2 protein-coding genes are annotated in these 2,987 nt (G+C 24.8%); both read right to left on the reverse strand.

What is annotated here, in order from left to right:
* Nucleotides 1–85: 85 nt before the first annotated feature.
* Entirely contained in the window at nt 86–1,156 is a 1,071-nt protein-coding gene (locus EHV01_RS04390; protein WP_422066374.1) for an ABC transporter permease, read from the reverse strand.
* A 246-nt stretch (nt 1,157–1,402) separates the two neighbouring features.
* Nucleotides 1,403–2,785, reverse strand: a complete 1,383-nt coding sequence (locus EHV01_RS04395; protein ID WP_422066375.1) for a DEAD/DEAH box helicase — start codon at nt 2,783–2,785, stop codon at nt 1,403–1,405.
* Nucleotides 2,786–2,987: the final 202 nt, after the last annotated feature.

A 2,987-nucleotide genomic window follows, 5' to 3' on the forward strand; every position in this document is an offset into this window, starting at 1 on the left:
TAATCAAATTTATCAAATTTCATAATTTTAGATTCCTATAATTTCTATTTTAAATATATTTTATAGGAATTTTAAAATAACTAGGTTATGCAAGAAGTCTATTATAAAAATCCGATAAAATATTAATTTCTTTATCACTATTATTTGTAAATGTAACTTCATTACCGATTGTAGGTTTAACAACATTAAATTTAATTGACTTATAATCATCAAATTCTAATACATTAGTATTAATTAATTTTGCTAATATTGGATAATCATTTGGTGTTTTTTTAACTTCTGTAACAACATCATTTCAAGAAATTGGGTTTCCAGTAGCAGGTAATTTAGTGACCACTAAATCAATATCCCGCGCTAATGAAGTCATATCAAAAGCTTCCATATTTTTACTACTATACGAAAATGATATACTAAGTTTATCGTCAGATACACTTCATACTGGTCAACCAGTCGGATTTAATAAATCATCATATGTTTTTTTAAGATCAAAATCCTTAAATTTAACAGGATTCTTTGCTAAATCTGCGGTTTTAATCAAATATTGTGATGCTTGACCACCTTTACTTGCATTACCTTTACTTGCATTATAAATAAATGGAATCATGGCTCCAATTACTGTTAAAAAACAAATTGTAAATAAAATACCGATAACACCTTTTGCATTTAATCCTAAAGAAATTAAAATGCCAATTGTGGTTAAAAATAATTGTAAAATAAAACTTGTTAAAATCATAAAGTTAACTTTGCTTAAAATTACTTTTCCAAATGCTGTTCCTTTTGGCCCCATTCCGAATGATAAAATTGGTGGTAATAATAAAATAATTAGTGAATAAATTAAGCATAATAACTGTAAAGCTAATCATTTTTCAATAATCATTCTTGTTCGTGAGATTGGAATTGATGAAAAAATTAATAATGTTTCATCATCAATTTCATCACGAATTAACTGTACCGCTTTAAAACCAATAAACATTGATGTTAACCCAAAGTATAACATATATCAAATCCATGAATAAATAGTAAATAATGATTTAGCAGCATCAATATAGTCTCCACTAGCAACATCTCTTATTCCTAAAGCTAATGATAAAACCATAATTATTCCTACTACTAATGTTAAAACAAACATCACTCATGTTGATGGGGCCTTTAACATTTTAATTAAAGTATAACGAAACATTTTTAATGAAAAAAAATGAACTATCTTTTTATTTAATTCCGCTTTTTCCCTTGCGTTGCTTCGACTGTTTCATTATGAGTCATAATTTCCCTCCTATTTCATTAATTTCATAATATATTTTGTAATTTTAAAAACTACAAAATAATTATACAAAAAAAAAAAAAAAGACTTTTGTTTCTTGTTTAAAAAAATAACATTAACAAAAAACATTAAGTTTTCTTTTTAATCTTTATTAAATAATTTATTTGCTCGTTCTTTTGCTTTTTCTTTTTTAATTTTTTTAATTGATTCTTTAATGTGATTCCGACGAACTTGTTTTTTAAATTCATTAATTTCCGCTTTTCGTTTTTTCTTATAACCAGGTTTAATTTTTTTATTATTATCTTTTGTTTTATAACGATGAATAATTTTATTAATTTCATTCTCAACTGCAAGAGAAGATTGTTTTTTAGGCTTATCATCACTAAGAACTGTTTCAACCAATTCTCCTTGTTGATTTCATTTCTTTGTTTTAAAAGTAATTCCTTTTGTCATTAATTGTTGCACTAAATTTAAATTTTTTGTATCATAAAGAACATAACTATAACCAGTATAATTTGCCCGTCCAGTACGACCACTACGATGAATATAATATTCTAAATCATTTGGTAAATCAATTGAAATAACATGACTAACACCAATAAAATCAATTCCACGCGCTGCAATATCACTGGCAATAACATACTTATATTCTAAATTTCGAATTCGTTTAACAACTTGTGTTCGTAATCGTGGTTCTAATCCAGCATGTAATTGGATAACAGAATAATTATGTTCTAATAACAAATCATAATACTTATTAATATCTGTTTTTTTATTAACAAAAATTAAACATAAATATGGATCAAATGTTTTTAAAAGTTTTAATAAAATTGTTTCTCGTTCTTGATGTTTTGTTGGAATTAAAATATGTGTAATGTTTTGATTTGTTATTTGATTGGCATTTAAATCTAAATAATGTGGATTTTTTAAATACTTGATTAAAAAAGGTTTTAACTCAGGCGGAATTGTTGCAGAAAAAACAGATACTTGAACATTAGGATTCACTTTGCTTAAAATATAATCAACATTTTCAATAAAACCTAAATCAAAAAGCATATCACATTCATCAATAATAAAAGTTGTTAATTTACCTAAATTTAGACTTTGTTGTTCAAACAAATCTTTTAGTCGCGTTGGAGTGGCAATAATAATGTGGGGTTGAATTCGTTGCAATTGTTCAATTTGACGTTTAATATTTTCGCCACCAATAAAATAATTAACTTGTAAATTTGGTTCAAATTTTTTAAAAAAACGAATATTATCATAAATTTGTTTTGCTAATTCACGGGTTGGGGTTACAATAATAGATTGAATTTTTGCTTGCTCATAATTTATATTATTTAAAATTGGTAAACCAAACGCAAATGTTTTTCCAGTTCCTGTATGTGCCTTACATATAGCATTTTGATGTTTTAATAATAATGGCATTACTTTTTCTTGCACAATAGTTGGTTCAACAAATTTTAATTCAGCAAGGCCTAAATTTAAAAACCGCTTAAAACCAAATTGATTAAAATTACTCATAATTTAACCCCCTTTTCTCACCTTCCAAATTATAACATATTTAAAAAATGAAATTATTGCTAATTTCATTATATAACTTTTATTTTTTACCGGTAGTCTTTAATTTTGTCGAAAACTCTTGATATTTATAAAATATACCTAAAATTAGGTATATTTTTAATATATGGAGGTAAATAATTAATGAAAAAAATAATTACADAAT

Origin of the sequence: Spiroplasma sp. hy2, assembly GCF_044714365.1 — a bacterium.
GTDB classification, from domain to species: domain Bacteria; phylum Bacillota_I; class Bacilli_A; order Mycoplasmatales; family Mycoplasmataceae; genus Spiroplasma; species Spiroplasma phoeniceum.